General features: G+C 58.1%; 18 protein-coding genes. All 18 read left to right on the top strand.

From position 1 onward, the window contains the following. The first annotated feature begins 40 nt into the window (after positions 1-40). The 18 genes from flhA (at position 41) to frr (ending at position 16,729) form a co-directional block, all read left to right on the top strand. Positions 41-2,074 carry a flagellar biosynthesis protein FlhA gene (gene flhA / locus ACI5FR_RS23585; protein ID WP_405458935.1) on the top strand — a complete coding sequence of 678 codons (2,034 nt, stop codon included), beginning with the start codon at positions 41-43 and terminating at the stop codon, positions 2,072-2,074. After that, positions 2,071-3,486, top strand: coding sequence for a flagellar biosynthesis GTPase FlhF (gene flhF / locus ACI5FR_RS23580; protein WP_405458932.1), 1,416 nt, complete (start codon positions 2,071-2,073; stop codon positions 3,484-3,486). Before flhA ends, flhF begins: the two co-directional genes overlap by 4 nt. Then, a complete protein-coding gene (locus ACI5FR_RS23575) occupies positions 3,483-4,358 on the top strand; it encodes a MinD/ParA family protein (RefSeq protein ID WP_405458931.1) in 876 nt (291 codons plus the stop codon). The genes flhF and ACI5FR_RS23575 overlap by 4 nt, the downstream gene beginning before the upstream one ends. Before the next feature lie 45 nt (positions 4,359-4,403). Continuing rightward, positions 4,404-5,603 carry a protein-glutamate methylesterase/protein-glutamine glutaminase gene (locus ACI5FR_RS23570; RefSeq protein ID WP_405458929.1) on the top strand — a complete coding sequence of 400 codons (1,200 nt, stop codon included), beginning with the start codon at positions 4,404-4,406 and terminating at the stop codon, positions 5,601-5,603. A gap of 66 nt (positions 5,604-5,669) precedes the next feature. Continuing rightward, a complete protein-coding gene (locus ACI5FR_RS23565; RefSeq protein ID WP_405458927.1) occupies positions 5,670-7,766 on the top strand; it encodes a chemotaxis protein CheA in 2,097 nt (698 codons plus the stop codon). A gap of 13 nt (positions 7,767-7,779) precedes the next feature. Beyond that, positions 7,780-8,241, top strand: coding sequence for a chemotaxis protein CheW (locus ACI5FR_RS23560; RefSeq protein ID WP_405458926.1), 462 nt, complete (start codon positions 7,780-7,782; stop codon positions 8,239-8,241). Next, entirely contained in the window at positions 8,242-8,862 is a 621-nt protein-coding gene (locus ACI5FR_RS23555) for a chemotaxis protein CheC (protein WP_405458924.1), read from the top strand. Beyond that, positions 8,859-9,353 (top strand): chemotaxis protein CheD, encoded by a 495-nt coding sequence (locus ACI5FR_RS23550; RefSeq protein WP_405458922.1) that lies wholly within the window; start codon positions 8,859-8,861, stop codon positions 9,351-9,353. Before ACI5FR_RS23555 ends, ACI5FR_RS23550 begins: the two co-directional genes overlap by 4 nt. Further along, positions 9,353-9,769, top strand: a complete 417-nt coding sequence (locus ACI5FR_RS23545; protein ID WP_405458920.1) for a hypothetical protein — start codon at positions 9,353-9,355, stop codon at positions 9,767-9,769. The genes ACI5FR_RS23550 and ACI5FR_RS23545 overlap by 1 nt, the downstream gene beginning before the upstream one ends. A gap of 15 nt (positions 9,770-9,784) precedes the next feature. Further along, positions 9,785-10,570, top strand: coding sequence for a FliA/WhiG family RNA polymerase sigma factor (locus ACI5FR_RS23540; RefSeq protein ID WP_405458917.1), 786 nt, complete (start codon positions 9,785-9,787; stop codon positions 10,568-10,570). Positions 10,571-10,591: 21 nt separating this feature from the next. Beyond that, positions 10,592-11,998: a flagellar assembly protein A gene (locus ACI5FR_RS23535; protein WP_405458915.1), complete on the top strand. Its 1,407-nt coding sequence runs from the start codon at positions 10,592-10,594 to the stop codon at positions 11,996-11,998. Between the two features lie 63 nt (positions 11,999-12,061). Beyond that, on the top strand, positions 12,062-12,388 hold the full coding sequence (locus ACI5FR_RS23530; protein WP_405458912.1) for a hypothetical protein: 327 nt from the start codon (positions 12,062-12,064) through the stop codon (positions 12,386-12,388). Between the two features lie 43 nt (positions 12,389-12,431). Further along, complete coding sequence (locus tag ACI5FR_RS23525; RefSeq protein ID WP_405458910.1) at positions 12,432-13,034, top strand: hypothetical protein; 603 nt, start codon at positions 12,432-12,434, stop codon at positions 13,032-13,034. Further along, positions 13,027-13,629, top strand: a complete 603-nt coding sequence (locus ACI5FR_RS23520; RefSeq protein WP_405458908.1) for a hypothetical protein — start codon at positions 13,027-13,029, stop codon at positions 13,627-13,629. The genes ACI5FR_RS23525 and ACI5FR_RS23520 overlap by 8 nt, the downstream gene beginning before the upstream one ends. A gap of 207 nt (positions 13,630-13,836) precedes the next feature. Next, positions 13,837-14,535: a 30S ribosomal protein S2 gene (gene rpsB, locus ACI5FR_RS23515; RefSeq protein ID WP_405458906.1), complete on the top strand. Its 699-nt coding sequence runs from the start codon at positions 13,837-13,839 to the stop codon at positions 14,533-14,535. 108 nt (positions 14,536-14,643) lie between these two features. Then, complete coding sequence (tsf, locus tag ACI5FR_RS23510) at positions 14,644-15,294, top strand: translation elongation factor Ts (RefSeq protein ID WP_405458904.1); 651 nt, start codon at positions 14,644-14,646, stop codon at positions 15,292-15,294. A 152-nt stretch (positions 15,295-15,446) separates the two neighbouring features. After that, positions 15,447-16,175, top strand: a complete 729-nt coding sequence (pyrH, locus tag ACI5FR_RS23505; protein ID WP_405458902.1) for a UMP kinase — start codon at positions 15,447-15,449, stop codon at positions 16,173-16,175. Next, positions 16,175-16,729, top strand: a complete 555-nt coding sequence (gene frr / locus ACI5FR_RS23500) for a ribosome recycling factor (protein WP_405458900.1) — start codon at positions 16,175-16,177, stop codon at positions 16,727-16,729. Before pyrH ends, frr begins: the two co-directional genes overlap by 1 nt. Positions 16,730-16,771: the final 42 nt, after the last annotated feature.

Here is a 16,771-nt window from a genome sequence, read left to right as displayed (position 1 = left end):
GCAGCGCAATCGCATCACATACGCAGAAGGGAGGCCGTCCATGAAAACGAGAGACTTGATTATTCTAACCGGCATTATCGGCATTATCATGATGATGGTGATCCCGATCCCTCTGCTTTTGCTTGACTTCCTACTTATCATTAATATTTCGGTCGCCCTGGTGATCATCCTGATCGCGATGAATACGCAAGACGCGCTCGATTTCTCGATTTTCCCGACGCTGCTCTTGATCACGACGCTGTTCCGGCTGGCGCTCAACGTGTCGACGACGCGGAACATTTTGCGGGATGCGGAAGCGGGCAACGTCGTGGAGACGTTCGGCTCATTCGTCGCCGGGGACAATCTCGTCGTCGGCTTCGTCGTGTTCCTCATCCTCGTCATCGTGCAGTTCATCGTCATTACGAAAGGCTCGGAGCGGGTAGCGGAAGTAGGAGCGCGGTTCACCCTCGACGCGATGCCCGGCAAGCAGATGAGCATCGACGCCGACTTGAACTCCGGCCTGATCAACGAGCAGCAGGCGAAGGAACGCCGCCGCAAGATCGAGCGGGAAGCGGACTTCTACGGAGCGATGGACGGCGCGAGCAAGTTCGTGAAGGGGGACGCGATCGCAGGCATCGTCATCCTCGTCATCAACCTACTCGGCGGTCTGATCATCGGCGCCACCTTCCACGGAATGTCGCTCACGGAGTCGCTTACGACGTTCTCGGTTCTGACAATCGGCGACGGGCTCGTGAGCCAAATTCCGGCGCTGCTCATCTCGACCGCCGCCGGTATCGTCGTCACGCGCGCCGCCTCCGACGGCAACCTGGCAAGCGACTTGACGGCACAGCTGTTCAGCTACCCGAAGCTGCTCTATGTCGTCGCCGGAACGGTGTTGTTCCTCGGCATCTTCACGCCCATCCATGTCATCACGACGTTCCCGATCGCGGGCGTGCTCATTCTGGCCGCCCTGAGAATGCAGCGGAACTTGAACCAAAAGCAGGCCGAGACCGAACAGCTCGTCGAAGAGCAGCAAATCGAGGAAGTGCGCAGCCCGGAGAGCGTCATCAGCTTGCTGCAGATCGATCCGATCGAATTCGAGTTCGGGTACGGGCTCATCCCGCTCGCGGACACCCAGCAGGGTGGCGATCTGCTCGACCGCGTCATCATGATTCGACGGCAAATTGCGTTGGAACTAGGTCTTGTGGTCCCGGTGATCCGAATTCGCGACAATATTCAACTAAAACCGAACGAATATGTCATCAAAATTAAAGGAAATACAGTCGCGCGCGGTGAATTACTACTTAACCATTATTTGGCTATGAGTCCTGGGTACGATGACGATAGCGTCGTCGGCATCGAGACGCTGGAGCCGGCTTTCGGCCTGCCGGCGCTTTGGATCGACGAAGCGACCAAGGAGCGGGCCGAGCTGTCCGGCTACACCGTCGTGGATCCGCCGTCCGTCGTAGCCACACATCTGACGGAGATCATCAAGCGGCATGCGCACGAACTGATCGGCCGCCAAGAGACGAAACAGCTGGTCGACAACGTAAAGGAAACGTACCCGGCGCTGGTCGAGGAGCTCATCCCGAGCGTCTTGTCCATCGGCGACGTCCAGAAGGTGCTCTCGAAACTATTGAAGGAAAAAATCTCGATCCGCGATCTGGTTACGATCTTCGAAGCCATGGCCGACTACGGCACGTACACGAAGGACCCGGACATTCTGACCGAATACGTGCGCCAGGCGCTCTCGCGTCAAATTACCTTGCAGTATGCGTCGAACGCCGATTCCTTGAAAGTGATCACGATCGGTCCGTCGCTTGAGAAAAAAATCGCCGAAAGCGTGCAGCAGACGGAGCACGGCTCCTACTTGGCGCTCGATCCCAACGCCTCCCAGTCGATCTACCAGAAAGTGTCGGAGCAAGTGACCCGGATGATCCAGCACGGCCAGCAGCCGATCATTCTGGCTTCGCCGACGATCCGCATGTATTTGCGGCAGCTGCTGGAACGCACGATGCAGGACATCACGGTACTGTCCTATAGCGAGCTGGAACCGAGTGCCGAAATTCAAAGCGTAGGGGTGGTTAATTTATGAGAGTGAAACGCTACGTGGTGGACTCGATGCCTGAGGCGCTTGGGCGCATTCGAACGGACTTGGGGAAGGACGCCGTTATTCTGAATACGAAGGAGATCCGCTCCGGCGGGTTCCTCGGGCTGTTCGGCAAGAAGAAGATCGAAGTGATCGCCGCCACCGATTCGAACGCCCCGGCCGTCGCGCCCGGGGCTCCGGCCAAGCCGAGCGCGGCCTCGGTCATGGCCGCGGCGTTCGGCGGCGCAGCCGCACCGGCACCCGCGCCGGCGCCAGTAGGCGTGCCGCTCTCGACCGCCGCGAATGCGTATGGCCGCTCCGACACGCATCCGGTGTTCGTCGGCGGCAGCGCTCCGGTCGCCGCGGCGCTTGCCGTGGCGGAGGAGGAGGCGCTGCCGCCGATTCCGGTCGTGAACGCGGCTCCGCCGGTGGCCGTTCAGCTGCCTGCGGTCCATCGGCCGGAGCAGGCCCCGGCCCAGCCGCAGCCGTCCTCGCAAGCGGCCGGACTGTCGGGAGTCGGCTCGACCCGGGCCAGGCCGAAGGAAGATCAGCTGCTCGAAGAGATCAAACAGATGAAAGAAATGATGGCGCGGCTGTCGGGCAAGATCGGCGACGAGCCGCGCTACCCCGAGGCGATCGGCCGATTCCGCACGCGACTGCTCGATCAGGAGATCGAGGAGGATCTCGTCGATCGTATCCTGCGACTGGCGGCGGAGCAGTTCACGGCACCTGAGTCGCCGGGTACCGATGTATATGCCGAGGAGACGGTGCGCGCGCAGCTGAAGGATCTGCTGACGGCCTCCGCCCCGAAGGCGATCGCCCCGGACACGCGCATCGCGCATTTCGTCGGGCCGACCGGGGTCGGGAAGACGACGACGATCGCCAAGCTGGCGGCGGAGCAGGTGTTGAAGTACAACCGTAAGGTTGGCTTCATTACGTCCGATACATACCGGATCGCCGCCGTCGAGCAGCTCAAGACTTATGCGACGATTCTGAACGTGCCGCTCGAGGTCGTGTTCTCCCCGCAGGAGCTGGTGAAGGCGTTCCAGCAGCTGCAGGACTGCGAATTGATTTTCATGGATACGGCCGGCCGCAATTTCCGCAATCCGATGTATGTGTCCGAGCTCAATTCGCTGCTGCAGGCGCGGGGCAAGAGCGAGACGTTCCTCGTCTTGAGCCTGACGTCCAAGTACAAGGACATGAAGGCGATCACCGACAACTTTGCCAAATTCCGTTTGGATAAAGTGCTGTTTACCAAGATGGACGAAACGCGTTCGTACGGGTCCATACTCAACCTGCTGTACGATTTTCCGATACAGCTGTCCTATATCACCAACGGTCAGAATGTGCCGGACGATATTATGGAAGCGAACGAAGAACAGTTGATTAATCGCATCTTGGAGGAAGCGAGCCCATGAATGATCAAGCCCAGAGCTTGCGAAATTTAATCGCCCATCAGCAGGAGAGCCGTACGTCCAATACCCGGATCATTACCGTCACGAGCGGCAAGGGGGGCGTAGGCAAGTCGAATTTTACATTGAATTTCGCGCTGACGCTGCAAGCGCAGGGGTACAAGGTGCTTGTTTTCGACGCGGACATCGGACTCGCCAATATCGATGTGCTGATGGGCGTCTCGTCGAAGTACAGCCTCTACCATTTGCTGAAGCGCGAGAAGACGATCTGGGAGATCATTCACAAAGGGTACAACGACCTGGAGTTTATCGCCGGCGGTTCCGGGTTCAACGACTTGATTCGCTTGTCGGAGGAAGAGGTCGATTACTTCGCCGATCAGGTGAACCAGTTGAACGGGTATGTCGACTACATCATCTTCGACACCGGCGCCGGATTGTCCAAGGAGACGCTGAAGTTCATCGTATCCGCGAATGAGACGATCGTGGTTACGACGCCTGAGCCGACCTCGATCACGGATGCGTACGCCATTATTAAAATGGTGCATTCGATGGGGCTCGACGTGAAATTCAAGCTGGTCGTAAATCGGGTCACCGAGGCGCGGGAGGGGAAGATCACCGCCGACAAGATCAGCATGGTCGCCCACAAATTCCTGAACCTGGACATCCCGACCTTGGGCTTCGTGGAAGACGACAGCTCCGTCTCGAAGGCGGTCAAGCGGCAAGTGCCGTTCACGATCGCCTACCCGAACAGCAGTGCGAGCCGCAGCATTCACCATCTCGTGGAGCGGTTTCTTGCGGGCGAGACGACGCCGGAGCCATCGCCGGGCGCGGCGGGCGTCAAAGGGTTTTTAAGCAAAATGATGAAGCTCTTGAAATAATCCCTGGATCAGAGCGGATACGACAGCAAGGAAAGGGTGAGCCGGTTGGCCAAGTACAACGTTCTGGTCGTGGACGATTCGGTGTTCATGCGCAAAATCATCTCCGATATGATCGGCGAGGACGACCGATTCCAAGTGATCGATACGGCGAGAAACGGCCGAGAAGCGGTCGCGAAGACGAAGCAGCACGCGCCGGATGTGATCACGCTCGACATTGAGATGCCGGAGATGAACGGGCTCGAGGCGCTGAAGATCATTATGGAGGAATCGCCGACCCCGGTCATCATGCTCAGCAGCTTGACCGAAGAAGGCGCGAAGGAAACGATCGCCGCCCTCGAGCTGGGCGCGATCGACTTCGTGCGCAAGCCGTCCGGCTCGATCTCCTTGGACTTGTTCAAGGTGCAGGAGATGCTGATGGAGAAGCTGTTGGTCGCCGCTACGTCCCGCGTCCCTCCTGTTCAGCTTGGCAAGATAAGGGGAGTTACGCGGCCAAAACCGCCATTGACACCGGGTCCCGAGCTCAAGCCGATTCAACCGTCACCGCCGCTCGAACGACCGAAGAAGCCGGCGATTCCAGACTTCCCGGAACCGGCTCCGAAGCCCGATTCGGCGAGCTTGACGGGGCCCCCGAAGCTGCCGGAGAGCCGACCCAAATCGCCGACCCGCGTGGAGCAGCTCGTAGCTATCGGGACGTCCACCGGGGGCCCCAGGGCCCTGTACCAAGTGCTGACGCCCTTGCCCGAGCAGTTCCCGGCGGCGATCGTCATCGTACAGCACATGCCGCCCAACTTCACCCGTTCGCTTGCACAGCGGCTGGATGCGAACTCGCACATTCGCGTCGTGGAAGCGGCGCACGGCATGGCGCTGGAGAACGGGACCGCCTATATCGCCCCCGGCGGTTGGCATATGGGCGTAGAGCGAAGCGAGACCGGCGGGTATCGGGTCAAGCTTAGCCAGGAAGAGCCGCGAGGCGGCCACCGCCCGTGCGTGGATACGCTGTTCGAGACGATCGTCCCGCTGCAGGAGCTGAAGCGCCACGTCGTGCTGCTGACCGGCATGGGCAGCGACGGCGCGCAGGGCATGCTCCGGCTGCGACAGGCGGGCGCGGCGATGACGATCGCCGAATCCGGCGAGACGTGTGTAGTACACGGAATGCCTAGAGCCGCGTCGGAGCTTGGCGGCGCCATGCTCGAGCTTCCGCTTTACGATATAGCTCCACAGCTGATCCGGGCCGTATCTATGTAAGAGCATGACCGGGTTCGGCAGACCGTCCGACGTAAGCGTCAGTCACTTCAGGGAGGTGTCAGATTAATGGAATTAAACCAATACCTAAGTATGTTTATCGATGAATCGAAAGAACATTTGCAAGCGATCAACGAAAACCTGTTGAAGCTGGAAGCGACCCCGGAGGACATCAGCATCGTCCAGGTCATCTTCCGGTCGGCCCATACGCTGAAGGGCATGTCGGCGACGATGGGGTTCGAGGACCTGGCATCGCTCACGCACGAGATGGAGAATGTGCTCGACCTGGTGCGCAATCACAAGCTGCAGATGAATCCGTTCATCTTCGACACGATCTTCCGCAGCGTGGACTCGCTCGAGAGCATGGTGCACGACATTACGGCCGGCGGAACCGGGAAAGCCGATGTTACCGAGATCGTCCAAGCGCTGAAGTCGATCGTCTCCGGCGACTATGCCAGTGGCGGTGCCGCCTCAGGTAGCGCGGCGGGCGAATCGGCCCCGTTCGCGGACCGGCTCGACGAATTCCAATACTCCGTCCTGCTGCAATCGCTTGAGGCGGGCATGCAGGTGTACCGGATCGAGGTAGCGTTGCAGGCTACATGCATCCTAAAAGCGGCCCGGGCCTATATGGTATTCGATACATTGGAGCAGAACGGGGAAGTTGTGAAGTCGTTCCCGTCTGTCGAAGACATCGAGAAAGAGAAATTCGATCGCGGGTTCACCGTGTTCGTCGTCTCGCACGTGGAGGCGGCTGTCCTCGACAAGGCGGTCGCCAACATCAGCGAGATCGAGCGCGTAGAAGTCGCCCCCCTCGATGCCGATGCGCTCTTCAAGCTGAAGGCAGCCGGAGGACGCGATGCCGCTGGGGCCTCGACGTCCGCGGCTCCCGCCGAGGCGAAGGCGCAGACGTCCGCGCTGCAGCAAATGTCGGCCGCCAGCGCGGTGCTGGACAAACCGGCTGCGGCGGGCTCCCCGGCCTCCGCACCGGCGCAAGCACCGTCGGCCGCTCCGGTAGGCGGCCGAACGATCCGCGTCGACATCGAACGGCTCGACGTACTGATGAACTTGTTCAGCGAGCTGCTGATCGACCGGGTCCGGCTCGAGCAATTGGCGAGCGAGATTCGCGTGAACGACCTGACGGAAACGGTCGAGCATATGGCCCGCGTCAGCACCGATCTGCAGAACATCGTCTTGAAGCTGCGCATGGTGCCGGTCGACAACGTGTTCAACCGGTTCCCGCGTATGATTCGCGATCTGGCCAAGTCGCTGGACAAGAAGGTTGACCTGGTCATTACCGGCGCCGAAACCGAGCTCGACCGCACCGTCATCGACGAGATCGGCGATCCGCTCGTGCACTTGCTCCGCAATGCCGTCGATCACGGCATCGAGACAGTCGCGGAGCGTATTGCGGCCGGCAAGCCGGAGACGGGAACCGTCCAGCTGCGCGCTTACCATAGCGGCAATCACGTGTTCATCGACATTCAGGAAGACGGCAAGGGCATCAACCGCGATAAAGTGGTGAAGTCCGCGATTGAGAAGGGCGTACTGTCCGCCGAGCAGGCGAAGAGCTTGAAGGACGAAGAGGTGTACCAGCTGCTGTTCGCGTCCGGCTTCAGCACGGCGGACAAAATCTCCGATATTTCCGGTCGCGGCGTGGGGCTAGACGTAGTGAAGACGAAGATCGAGTCGCTCGGCGGCAATGTGACGGTGGCGTCCAAGCTAGGCCAGGGGACTACGTTTACGGTCCAGCTCCCGCTCACGCTGTCCATCATCTCGGCCATGCTCATCCGCATGGGCGACGAGAAATACGCGATCCCGCTGTCCTCCATTCTGGAGACGTCGATCGTGCAGCGGGACCAGATCCGCCTCGTGCACGGTGCGAAGGTGATTCAGTTCCGCGACCATATCGTGCCGCTCGTCTCGCTCAGCAGCCTGTTCGACATTCCGAGCTACTCGGAAGCGAACGAAGCGGAGACGGAGATCGTAGTCATCCGCAAAGGCGACAAGATGGCTGCGCTGATGGTCGACGAATTCATCGGGCAGCAGGAGATCGTCCTCAAGTCGCTCGGCCTATATTTGACGAACTTGTTCGCCGTCTCCGGCGCTACGATTCTGGGAGACGGGCAAGTCGCTTTAATTATCGATACGAACGCTTTGATCAAATAAGGGGGTTAGGACTATGGGAGAAGAACTGAAAGTGATCGTATTTACACTGGCGCACGAGCAATACGGCGTTGAAGTGGACAGCGTCCGGACGATCGAGCGGATGCAGCCGCTCACCCGCGTGCCGAAGACGCCGGCATTCGTCAAGGGCGTCATCAACCTGCGCGGCGTCGTCGTGCCGGTCATCGACCTGCGCGGCCGCTTCCAGCTGGCCGAATCCGACTACACCGACAATTCGCGGATTATCATCGTCGCGGTCAAGGATATGGAAGTCGGCTTGATCGTCGACTCCGCGAACGACGTGCTCGATGTCGATTCCGACTCGATCGAGGCTCCTCCGGAGATCGTGGGCGGCATTCGCGCCAAATATTTGCGCGGCGTGGCGAAGCTCCCGTCCGGCAGCCTGCTCGTGCTGCTGAACCTCGAGGAAGTGCTGAACAAGAGCGAGATCGTGCAGCTGGAACAGCTTGAGGCGTAGATGGCGAACTTCTATGATTTCGCCGAATTTCAGTTGGATGTGTTGAAAGAGGTCGGCAACATCGGGGCGGGCAATGCCGCGACGGCTTTGTCCCGGCTGCTCGACAAGCCGATCGACATGCAAGTCCCGAAGGTCAACCTGCTGCCGTTCGAGGACATCGTGAACAGCCTTGGCGGGGCCGAACAGGTCGTGCTGGCCGTTTTCCTCCGGGTCGTGGGGGAAGTGCCGGGCAACATGTTTTTCTTCTTCACCGAAGATTCCGCCAAGCGGCTGCTTCATAATTTCGCAGGCATCGACGTCGAGCAGCCCGGCTCTTACTCGGAGATGGAGCTGTCGGCGCTGAACGAGATCGGAAACATTTTGGCCGGCTCCTACTTGAGCTCCTTGTCCGACTTCACAAAGCTGAATATGATTCCAACGGTGCCCGCTTTAACGATTGATATGGTAGGAGCCATCATAAGTTACGGTTTGTTGCAATATGGTGAAATGGGGGACCACGCCCTGTTTATCGATACCCAGTTCCTCGAAGGGTCGGATCAAGTGAAAGGGCATTTCTTCTTCATTCCCGATCCGGAAGCGTTCGACAAGCTGTTCCATTCGCTCGGAGTACCGTTAGAATGACCCCGGATACGATCGTAAAAGTCGGAATGGCGGATTTGAATATCCTCGAGACGATCGGAATCTTGAAGACGACGGGATTGGGCTCGTGCGTGGGCGTGACCCTGTATGATCCCGTTACGAGAATCGCCGGTATGGCGCATGTTATGCTGCCTTCATCGGACATTGCGAAGGAAGGGACGCTGAACGTCGCCAAGTACGCCGACACTGCGATCCCGGAATTGATCGACCGGCTGAAGCGGGCGGGTGCGTCCGTGCGCCGGCTGGAAGCGAAGCTCGCGGGCGGTGCCCAAATGTTCGCTTTCGTCGGTACTCAGGATACGATGCGCATTGGCCCGCGGAACGTGGAGTCTTGCAAGGCGATCCTGGGTGCGGCCTCGATCCCGATCCGGGCGGAGGATACCGGCGGCACCTTCGGGCGGACGATCGAGTTTCATAACGCTACAGGTACTCTGGTACTGCGAACCGTTCAACAAGGAGTCAAGGAAATTTGATGATAGGGACCTTTCGTTGGAATTTGGTGTTGGGGGCCGTCGGGTTCGGATTTACGTTCCTGCTCTCGGTTGGCGATAACTTTTTCATTACTACTCTTTGGCAGAGCGTTTACGGATTTCTCATCATGTTTGGGGTAGGCTTCGCAATACGCTTCGGGCTCGGCACCTTGGCGGGGCTGAAAGAGTTTCAAGAGACGGCGGCGCAAGCGGCGAGTCCGGAGGATGGCAAGGGCCAGTCGGTCGATGCGGTTACTCCGGTCGATCAGGATGAACTGGACCGGCTGCTCCGGGAAGAGCGGTCCGACACCGATCCGGCGAAGGAGGAGTTTCAGTTGCTCAAGCCGAAGAGGCTCACGACATTGCCCGCCGAGCCGGATGAGCTGGCCCAAGCGTTGCGGCGCCTCACGGAAGAGTAAGGAGTGCGGTGAAACATGATGCAACAAAAGCAATCCCCTATATCCAAGATGGACCTATGGAAGCAGTGGAAAGTGGACGGCTTGCTCTCGGCGAAACAAATGTTGATCGAGCAATATTTGCCCTTGGTCGACTACGTCGTGAATCGCCTGCTCATCGGTCTGCCCCGCAATGTATCCCGGGACGATCTGTGCAGCTACGGGATGCTCGGCTTGATCGACGCGGTGGAAAAATTCGATTATGAACGGGGGCTCCAATTCGAGACGTACGCTTCCTGGCGCATCCGGGGGGCGACGATCGACGGGCTGCGGCAGGGCGATTGGGTGCCGCGGTCCGTCCGCGAGAAAGCCAAGCGGCTGGAGGATGCGTATCAAAAGCTCGAGCAGGAATACCTCCGGTCCGTGACGGATCGGGAGATCAGCGCCTATTTGCAGATCACGGAAAAAGAGTTTCAACAAATGCTTCAGGAAATCTCCATCACGACGGTCAGTTCGTTCGACGATCCGATCAAGGATGAGGACGCGGAAACGCGGTTGTCGCTGCTCATTGACGAAAAGGCGAAAAACCCGGAATATAAGGTTAACGAGTATTACTTGAAGGAGTCGCTCGCCAAGGCGATCGAAAAGCTGACCGAGAAGGAACGAACGGTCGTGTCACTGTTCTACTATGAGGAGCTGTCGCTTAGTGAAATCGCCGAAGTGATGTCGTTATCGCCCTCCCGGATCTCGCAGTTGCATTCGAAGGCTATTTTGCGGCTCAGAGGCTCGCTTGCCAGGTGGAAAAACCAACTGCTTCAAGACTGAAGCGGGAAGGAGGAAATTGGATTGTCCAGTGAATATGCTGTTGAACAATGGATGACCGTGGAGCTGTCGGATGATCGAGTGTACGCTTATCTCGCCATCCAACCGATGGCCGAGCCGATCACTTGCACACTCAAAGACTTGGAGGATTTGCTCAGCCGCTACCGGGTCCGATATGGTGTGAAACAGGGCATCCTGCAGCAGATCGCGGAGAACCCGAGGAGATTCGCCGGCAAGATGACGCTGATCGCGGAAGGAGAACCTCCGAAGGCTGGGAGGGACGGCGAGATTCGCATGTTGTACGATACGGAACAGGCGAACAAGAGACCGCAGGAGAACGACGACGGCACGGTGGATTTCAAAGAAATCTCCCGGATCTGGAACGTGCGCAAAGGGCAGCTGATCGCGGAACGGATCGTGGCGGAAGAAGGCACGCCGGGCAAATCGGTGTCCGGGGAAGTGCTGGAAGGTCGGAGAGGCAAGGAAGCCAAGTTCAAGATCGGTAAAAATGTCGTCTCCGACGGCGACCAGCTCGCGCTCTACTCCGCCATGGACGGGATGATGACGTTAACCGACCGGGGCAAGATCAATGTGTTTCCGATCTACGAGGTGAACGGGGATGTCGACTACCGGATCGGCAATATCGATTTTTTCGGCTCGGTCGTCATTCGCGGCAACGTGCTGCCCGGGTTCAAGGTGAAGGCGGCCGGGGATATCCGCGTAACGGGCGGCGTCGAGAGCGCCGAACTCGAAGCGGTCGGTTCGATCGAGATCAGCGCCGGCATTCTCGGGCATAACAAGGGCATGATCCGCGCGGGGGTGAATGTGAAAAGCGCCTTCATCCAGGATGCGCAGGTGGAAGCCGGCCAAGACATTCTAGTGACGCAAAGCATCATGCATTCGCAGATTCGGGCCGGCCGCAACGTGATCTGCAAAGGCGCCAAAGGATTGATCATCGGAGGCACCGTGCAGGCAGGGGAGAAAGTCGTCGCGCGCGTCGTAGGCAACACGATGTCTACGCCAACTGCGATCGAAGTGGGCGTCCTCCCCGAGCTGCGGAACGAGCTCAGTACGCTGCGCACTCAGCTGCGGCAGCTGGCGGACAGCCTGGACAAGACGGAGAAGGCGCTCGTGCTGCTCGATCAGATGGCCGCGGCCGGACAGCTCAGTCAAGATAAAATCGCGATGCGCATCAAGCTGACGCATACGAAGAAGCAAGCGTTGGAGGAACAAGCCGCATCGAGAGAGCGTATATTGGAGATAGAGAAAACGCTCGAGGATACGGACCGAGCCCGCGTCGAGATCATCTCGATCGTCTACGGCGGCACGAAGATCGTCATCGGGCGGTATACCCGGTTCGTCAAGGAATCTGCGCCTCGGGTTTATTTCAAATATTTGGACGGCGATATCGCCATGCTGCCGAACTCATAAATCGAACTGTCCCTTACCCATAAGCTAAGCCGTCCGCCATACCGAACCGAATGAGGTGATCGTATGAGCTTGAAATCGGTTGAAATGCAATTGGCGATTCCTCGAACGAAGGAAGCCGGGGTTGTTCAAAATCAGCTGTACCACAAACCGATGGTTGATCAAGCTGCACTCGCGGCAGGTGCGATGCAGCAAACGGAGCAACAGCGCCGCAAAGCGAGCAAGGTGGAAGAGTCCGTGCCGAAGCGGATCAAGGACGGTTCGGGCGAGCGTCGCGAGAAGCCTCCATCATCGGCAAAGGCGGGAGCAGGCGTCAAGAAATCAGGCTCCAGGCCGGCCGATGAGCCGAATGGCCACCCTTTCAAAGGGCGTCATATTGATTTGTCGTTGTAGCAGCTGCTGATACCTACTATTTAAAAGCGAAAAGGTGAAAACGGTGGAACCTTGGCTTTATATCGTGCTGTTGGGCGCCGTGGTGCTCGTCTTCGCCACGCTCAAACCCGGTAAGCGCACGGAAGCGGTACCTGGCACGACAATGAAAGAAATCGAAGCGACGATGGATCAGTTCACGGCCGAGCTGGAAGAGGAGAACCGCCAGCTGCTGGAACTGGTAAGCGAGATGAAGCATGACCATGAGAAGCATACCGCGAAGCTTCAGGGCCGGCTCGAGGCGCTCGAACGGCAAAATCTCGACATCACGAAGCAGCTCGACCGGCTGCTGCAGGCAGAAACGCAGGCTAGGGTGCAAGAGGCCGCCGTTCAACAGACGGCGACGTCTGCAGCGCCGATTGCGGACAAGCTGTCCGCCGCCGCGACCGGGGGTTCCGGCATACCGGCCGGGCAGCCCGTACCGGCGCAGCCGGATACGGACGCCGAGCCCGCGGGCGGGATGAACATCCGCAGTCGCTATGCCGATCTGTTCCGGCTGGAGAAGCAAGGCAAGTCGATTGACCACATCGCGAAGAAGCTGGGCATGAACAAGGGCGAAGTGATGCTCATCTTGCAGCTGGCGAAGCAGGAGGATGGGGCCCGTGCTTAAGAACAAAACGTATCTCGTCGGGCTCGGCAGCGGATTGATCCTCGGCGCGGTGCTGCTGCAGCTCATGTGGAAAGTCGATCAATTGGAGAATAAGTCCGTGAACCTAGGCTCCCTGACGGCGGAGCAAGTCAGGAGCGAGGCGGAGCGGCTGAATTTGAAGGTGTACACGCAGCAGCAGGTGGAAGAGCTGAAGGCGAAAGCGGCGGAGGACGAGAAAGCGCGGTTGGCAAAGACAGCCGGAACACCAACCGGAACAGCTGCTGGAGCCACTGGAGCGGCCGGAGCAGCCGCTACACCGTCAGCGCCAGCCACTCCGGCGCCTGCGAATACGCCGACTCCGCCCGCTGCGAACACCGCGGCCGCGACGCCTGCCCCTAGTCCGACGCCGACGATCCGCTCCGTGTTTATCCCTGATAAGACGGACGCCACGTCGGTCGCCAACCTGCTGGTCCAAAGCCAGATCCTCACCGAACCGACGAAATTCATCGCACTACTGGAGGAGCAAAAGCTGAGCGGCCGAATCCGCTTTGGCTATCATGAATTCGCGAACAATGCGGATGTCGCCGACGTTGTCAGGATTATTACGCTGCCCTAACCCCGAACCTTTCACCTCGCGTGCAAAGGTTCGAATGCTGTTGCAAGGCGTGCGGCAGTTATGGTATAGTTATTGACGGTGTTAAAAACCACACGCCATTTAATTCCTGCGAGGGTGCTAGAGAAGCCTTTATAGGCGGACATAGTCTTGTCGGAAGATGCGGATGGCGGAGGAAAACTCAAAACCAACCAGAGGAGGTGCGTGAGGATGGCAGTAATCTCCATGAAACAGCTGTTGGAAGCTGGGGTACACTTCGGACATCAAACCCGTCGTTGGAACCCGAAAATGGATCGTTACATCTTCACCGAAAGAAACGGAATTTACATTATCGACCTGCAAAAGACTGTGAAAAAAGTCGAAGAAGCTTATAACTTCGTCAAGCAGCTTGCAGAAGAGGGCGGCACCATGCTGTTCGTCGGCACGAAGAAGCAAGCGCAAGATTCGGTCGCCGAAGAAGCGGAACGCTGCGGCATGTACTACATCAACCAACGTTGGTTGGGCGGTACGTTGACCAACTTCTCCACCATTCAGAAGCGCGTGAGCCGTCTGCATGAGCTGGCGAAGTGGGAAGAGGACGGCACGTTCGAAGTGCTGCCGAAAAAAGAAGTCATCATTCTCCGCAAGGAGAAAGAGCGCCTCGAGAAGTTCCTTGGCGGGATCAAGAACATGAAGAAGCTGCCTAGCGCCTTGTTCATCATCGATCCTCGCAAAGAGCGCATCGCGGTTGCCGAAGCCCGCAAGCTGGGCATCCCGATCGTCGGCATCGTCGATACGAACTGCGATCCGGACGAAATCGACTACGTCATCCCGGGCAACGACGACGCGATCCGCGCTGTCAAGCTGTTGACCGCGAAGATGGCCGATGCGATCGTCGAAGCGCACCAAGGCGAGACTACGACCGCTTAATTGCATCCGAACACGAAAGATCAGGGTGGTTGGAAGGTTACTTAACCTCTCGCCGCCCTTTTTTTGAACGAATAGATCTGACCGATCCCCTAAGGAGGAACTTCCATTATGGCAGTAACAGCAGCTCAAGTAAAAGAATTGCGTGAAAAAACCGGAGCCGGAATGCTCGATTGCAAAAAAGCGTTGGAGCAAGCGGACGGCGACATGTCCCGGGCGAGTGAAATTCTTCGCGAGAAGGGCTTGGCCGCTGCGGCGAACAAAGCGGGCCGCGTCGCGACCGAAGGCCTCGTGGAATCCTACATCCATGCGGGCGGCCGTGTAGGCGTGCTCGTGGAAGTGAACTGCGAGACCGACTTCGTAGCGAAGACGGATGCATTCCGTCAATTCGTGCGCGATATCGCAATGCAGATCGCCGCTACGAACCCTAAGTTCGTGCGCCGGGAAGAAGTTTCCCAAGAAGAGCTGGACAAGGAGCGCGAAATCCTGAAAGCTCAAGCGCTCAACGAAGGCAAGCCGGAGAAAATCGTCGAGAAGATGGTCGAAGGCCGTCTGGGCAAATACTATGAAGAGTTTTGCTTGATGGAACAAGCCTTCATCAAGGATCCGGACAAAACGGTAGCCACCTTGCTGCAAGAAAAAGTAGCCACCATCGGCGAGAACATCACGATTCGTCGTTTCGTGCGCTATGAATTGGGCGAAGGGCTGGAGAAGAAAGTCGACAACTTCGTAGAAGAAGTAATGTCTCAAGCTCGTCTGTAATAAAATGCCCTTTCCAAATGGAGATTACCCCAAGGAACACATTGTGTTCCTTCTTTTTTAAAAGAAAGCGTTCTTTGGTAACCCTGCCGGGCGATGGGGCATTCTAAGTAAGGCGCCGTCGCCTGTGCGGGATCAGTTAGGAGGATATCAAGGTGGAGCGACCCGAGTACAAACGAGTAGTGCTTAAGTTAAGCGGAGAAGCGCTGGCTGGGCAGCAAGGATACGGCATTGACAGCGAGATGATCGCTTCGATCGCCCAGCAAGTGAAGGATGTGCACGAGCTGCAAGTCGAAGTGGCGATTGTCGTCGGCGGAGGCAACATATGGCGCGGTATCGCAGGCAGTGCGAAGGGAATCGACCGGGCAACGGCTGACTACATGGGGATGCTCGCGACGGTGATGAATTCGCTGGCGCTGCAGGATGCGCTGGAGCAGATCGGGGTACCGACCCGCGTGCAGACGTCGATCACGATGCAGCAAGTAGCGGAGCCTTACATCCGGCGTCGCGCGATTCGGCATTTGGAGAAGGGCCGTGTGGTGATTTTCGCCGCCGGTACCGGCAATCCGTACTTCTCGACCGATACGACGGCCGCGCTGCGTGCGGCGGAGATCGAAGCCGAGGTCATCCTGATGGCCAAGAACAAGGTCGACGGGGTGTACAGTGCCGATCCGTTCAAAGACGCAACGGCGGAGAAATTCGAAACCTTGACTTATATGGAAGTACTGAGCAAAAACTTGGGCGTTATGGATTCCACGGCTTCTTCTTTGTGCATGGACAACAACATTCCGCTGGTCGTCTTCTCCATCTCGGAGGAAGGCAACATCAAGCGCGTCGTGCTTGGCGAGAAAATCGGAACGATTGTGAAAGGGAGTATCGACTAATGCCGCAAACGATTAAGAAAAACGCAGAAGACCGCATGGAGAAAGCGATCGGGTCGCTGAGAAAAGAGCTCGCTTCCTTGAGAGCGGGGCGCGCTACGCCGGCAATGTTGGATCGCGTCCAGGTGGAATATTACGGCTCGATGACGCCGGTGAACCAATTGGCCAACATCAATACCCCGGATTCCCGAACACTGCTCATTCAGCCATGGGACAAGTCTTCGCTCTCCGCGATCGAGAAGGCGATTCAGAAGTCGGATCTCGGCCTGACCCCTTCGAATGACGGGCTGGCTATCCGGTTGATGGTGCCGCCGCTTACGGAAGAGCGCCGCAGCGATCTGGTGAAGATGACGAAGAAGTTCGGCGAGGAAGCGAAGGTAGCGATCCGGAACATTCGCCGCGACGCCAATGACGAGATTAAGAAAATGGAAAAAAACGGGATTTCCGAAGACGAGTCCAGAAGACATCAGGACGATGTCCAAAAGCAAACCGACAAGTATATTGCGGAAGTCGACAAAGTGTTGGCGGCCAAAGAGAAAGAAATCATGGAAGTGTAGATTCGCGCGACGGAGTCCCCTGCTGGCTCAGCCCCACAAAGT

Origin of the sequence: Paenibacillus sp. HJGM_3 (assembly GCF_045062745.1) — a bacterium.
GTDB lineage: Bacteria > Bacillota > Bacilli > Paenibacillales > NBRC-103111 > Paenibacillus_AA.
This window is presented reverse-complemented; position numbering and strand designations above follow the sequence as displayed.